Raw genomic sequence first — 3,587 nt, forward strand, 5'->3', positions numbered from 1 at the left:
CACAACGAGGGCAACAAGGACTTCGGCGACGTGATCGTCAAGTCGCTCGCCGAGGTCGGGCTGCCGGCCGAACTGGCCGAGGCCGCCGAATCGGAGGAGTACGACGCCGCACTGCGCGAGAGTCACGCCGCAGGCATGGATGCCGTCGGACCGGACGTCGGAACCCCGACGATCCACGTCAACGGTGTCGCGTTCTTCGGCCCGGTCCTGTCGCGCATTCCCCGCGGCGAGGACGCGGGGAAGGTGTGGGACGGTGCGGTCGCACTGGCCGGCTACCCGCACTTCTTCGAGCTCAAGCGCACCCGGACCGAGGACCCCCAGTTCGACTGAGCCCCGCCCCGATCCTGGGCACGGTCACCGAGTGACGGGCCCGGCCGGGTCGGCCGCGTACTGCAGTTGCTGCGGATCGCGGTAGATCTGGCCGGGTTTCACGAACAGGTGACCGTGCCGGGTCCTGTTCCGCAGGGCGGCGGCACGCCAGGTGAGCACCGGATGTCCCGACAGCAGATTCACGAACCACGGGAAGAACCCGCGTTCGGTGGTGGCCCGGTCGGCGAGTTCGTCGAATCCGACGATGCTCACGAGATATTTGCCGGCGCCGAGAACGCCCATCGCGCCGCGGGCGCCCTGGGGCCGGACGCAGTAGCCGTGGTTGTCCGCGGTGTATTCCATCGAACGGAACAGCGCCGACCCGACGACGGGAATGTAGTTGGCGGCGAACTGTCCCAGTTGCCGCCAGTAGGAGGCGTGGCCGGCCGCGATGTGACCGACCTCGTGGCCGATGATGAAGGCGAGGGCATCGGGCTCGCGGGCCTCGCCGCCGATCTCGAACAGATCGCTGTACACCACGACGAACCGGCGGAAGCCGTGTCCGGACGCGAACGCGTTGATCCGGCCGTTCCCGAGCACGACGTACGCGTCGGGTGGTTCGGTCATCCCGAACCGTGCGGCCGCCTCGGCCACCATCCGGTACCCGTCGGGGAACTGGGTGGGTGTCATCTTGATCCCGTTCACCTGCTGCGCGCCGTAGAGCTGGCCGCGGCCGACGGCGATGAGGATCGGCGCGACCAGCACGATGAGCACCCACGTGGACACCACGCCGAGGAAGAGCGCCGCGATCGCCGCCAGGTAGGCGACGACGGTGAGAACGATGGCCACCACGAGCAGCGGGATCTCCCACGAGTGCCGGGCGGGCCGGTCGTTCGGCATGAGGCCCGGCAACGGGACCGGAGGATTCCATCCCGTCCCGACGCCCCACTGGTGCTGCGCGGAGACCGGCCGATGTCCCGGATACGACTGTCCCCAGTTCTGTCCGTTGTCGGGATACATGCTGATCACGATAAGCGTCCCGGGCCCCTGACACGATTCGCGACGACGCCTGACAGAATCACCAGTCATGCGCGTATACCTGGGTGCCGACCATGCCGGATTCGAACGTAAGAACGAGATCATCGAACACCTGAAGGCCGCGGGCCACGAGACCGTCGACTGCGGCGCTCACGTCTACGACGCCCTCGACGACTACCCCGCCTTCTGCATCGAGACGGCCCGTCGTGTCGTCGCCGACGAGGGCAGCCTCGGCATCGTGCTGGGCGGCAGCGGCAACGGTGAGCAGATCGCCGCGAACAAGGTGAAGGGTGCGCGGTGTGCCCTGGCGTGGAGCGTCGAGACCGCGCAGCTGGCCCGCCAGCACAACAACGCTCAGCTGATCGGCCTCGGCGGGCGCATGCACTCCCTCGAGGAGTCCCTCGCGATCGTGGACGCGTTCCTCGCCGCCGAGTGGTCGAACGAGGAGCGCCACCAGCGCCGCATCGACATCCTGTCCGAGTTCGAGAAGACCGGCGTCGCCCCCGCCCTGCCCGAGGCCTGATCGCCCTTGCCCGAAGGTCACACCCTGCACCGGCTGGCCCGGCTACACCAACGCCGGTTCGCCGGTGCGCCGGTGCGGGTGCTGAGCCCGCAGGGCAGATTTTCCGAGGACGCGGCGCTCGTCGACGGCCGCGTTCTCGTCAAGTCCGAGGCCTGGGGTAAACACCTGTGGCATCACTACGAGTCGGGACTGGTCGTGCACGTCCACCTGGGACTGTACGGAGCGTTCACGGAATCGGCCGTACCGATGGAACCGCCGGTCGGGCAGGTCAGGATGCGGATGGTCGGCGCCGAATTCGGCACCGACCTCCGCGGTCCGACGGCCTGCGAGGTTCTCCATCCGCCGCAGGTCGCCGCCATCGAGGCGCGGCTGGGGCCGGACCCGCTCCGCACGGACGCCGACCCCGACAAGGCGTGGAAGCGCATCTCGGCGTCGAAGACCCCGATCGGGGCACTGCTGATGGATCAGGCCGTGATCGCCGGCATCGGCAACGTGTACCGGGCGGAGGTCCTGTTCCGGCACGGCATCAACCCCGACAGGCCCGGCCGTGCGCTGTCCCGTGCCGAGTGGGACGCGCTGTGGGCCGACCTCGTCGCCCTGATGAAGGTCGGGGTCCGCCGCGGCACGATGCACGTCGTCCGTCCCGAGGACGATCACGGCGATCCGGCGTATGCCAAGGACCGTCCCCGGACGTACGTCTACCGGCGGGCGGGATCACCGTGCCGGATCTGCGGCACCCCGGTCACCCACTCGGTCATGAAGGGCCGCAACCTCTTCTGGTGCCCGAGCTGCCAGCCCTCCTGACGGCCGGCTAGAAGTCGAACCCGCCACCGAAGTCGAACCCGCCGCCGTCTCCGCCGCCGCCGAAGTCGAATCCGCCGCCGTCGCCACCGGCGTCCCCGCCCATGTCGCCGCCGCCGTCTGCGCCTGCGTCACCGCCGTCGCCACCGCCGTCCGCACCCGCGTCACCGGTGTCCTGGGACGCGTCGCCCGCTCCGCTCTCGAAGCCCTGCGCGTCGTACCCCACTCCGGCCATCCCCGAGAACATCGCCGAGAACAGGAACATCGAGCCCAGGCCCCACGCGCCTGCGACGAGAGCGGGCTTCCACCACGGCTCCGAGTACCAGCCGGCGGGAACCGGGCGTCCCGCGACACGGCCACCGGGGTAGTAGTTCGGGGTCTTCGACGACGGGTTCGGCGACGCCGCGACCTGCCGCCCCTCGAACTCGACCTCACGGTCCTCGGTGACCGCTCCCGCGGACTTCTGGCCGTCGATCGACGGAATCTCCGGGCCGGGGTCCATGCCCATGGCCGTCCGGGCGGCGCGGATGTAGTAGAGACCCTCGAGCGCCGTCTGCTTGGCGAGACGCGCCTGGACGGGCGTCGTGGCCTGATCGATCTGGGAGCCCGCCGCGGTGTACCGCTCGGACGCGTCGGCGAGTGCCTGCTGCGAGGCGGTGTCGGACCCGGTGAGGCTGTACACCTGTCCGCCGAGCCGTTCGATGGCCTGGCGAGCGTCCGCCTTGGCGTCCTCGAGCTGGTTCGCGGTCTGCCCGGCGCGGTTGTTGCGGCTCCTCACCACCAGGAAGGCGACCGCCGCCACGATCACGAGAATGAGTAGCAGTTCCACGGTGGGCCTCCGGAGTTCTCGCGGACCGCCGGCTGCGGGGCTGCAACATCCACGAGTAGGGGACAAATCGGACATCTCCCAGAGTAC

5 protein-coding genes are annotated in these 3,587 nt (G+C 69.5%); 3 read left to right on the top strand and 2 right to left on the bottom strand.

From position 1 onward, the window contains the following. Positions 1–330, top strand: a 330-nt coding sequence (locus AC1D1G_RS43095; RefSeq protein WP_477956696.1) for a mycothiol-dependent nitroreductase Rv2466c family protein, incomplete at its 5' end; no start/stop codon positions are given. A gap of 24 nt (positions 331–354) precedes the next feature. Here AC1D1G_RS43095 and AC1D1G_RS43100 read toward each other — a convergent pair. Next, positions 355–1,329, bottom strand: a complete 975-nt coding sequence (locus tag AC1D1G_RS43100; protein WP_477956697.1) for a M48 family metallopeptidase — start codon at positions 1,327–1,329, stop codon at positions 355–357. Positions 1,330–1,396: 67 nt separating this feature from the next. Here AC1D1G_RS43100 and AC1D1G_RS43105 point away from each other — a divergent pair, with 67 nt between their 5' ends. Together AC1D1G_RS43105 and AC1D1G_RS43110 are read left to right on the top strand one after the other, a co-directional pair. Continuing rightward, a complete protein-coding gene (locus AC1D1G_RS43105; protein ID WP_005248193.1) occupies positions 1,397–1,870 on the top strand; it encodes a ribose-5-phosphate isomerase in 474 nt (157 codons plus the stop codon). A gap of 6 nt (positions 1,871–1,876) precedes the next feature. Further along, positions 1,877–2,674 (top strand): Fpg/Nei family DNA glycosylase, encoded by a 798-nt coding sequence (locus AC1D1G_RS43110; RefSeq protein WP_477956698.1) that lies wholly within the window; start codon positions 1,877–1,879, stop codon positions 2,672–2,674. Between the two features lie 7 nt (positions 2,675–2,681). On the opposite strand, the gene AC1D1G_RS43115 is transcribed toward AC1D1G_RS43110, so the two are convergent. Further along, positions 2,682–3,500: a hypothetical protein gene (locus AC1D1G_RS43115; RefSeq protein WP_009474078.1), complete on the bottom strand. Its 819-nt coding sequence runs from the start codon at positions 3,498–3,500 to the stop codon at positions 2,682–2,684. Positions 3,501–3,587 lie beyond the last annotated feature (87 nt).

It is taken from the genome of Rhodococcus sp. P3_B8 (genome assembly GCF_056402775.1).

Coding starts and splice junctions, on each gene's coding strand:
- AC1D1G_RS43100 (WP_477956697.1), bottom strand. CDS start 1,329: ATGTATCCCGACAACGGACAGAACTGGGGACAGTCGTATCCGGGACAT.
- AC1D1G_RS43105 (WP_005248193.1), top strand. CDS start 1,397: ATGCGCGTATACCTGGGTGCCGACCATGCCGGATTCGAACGTAAGAAC.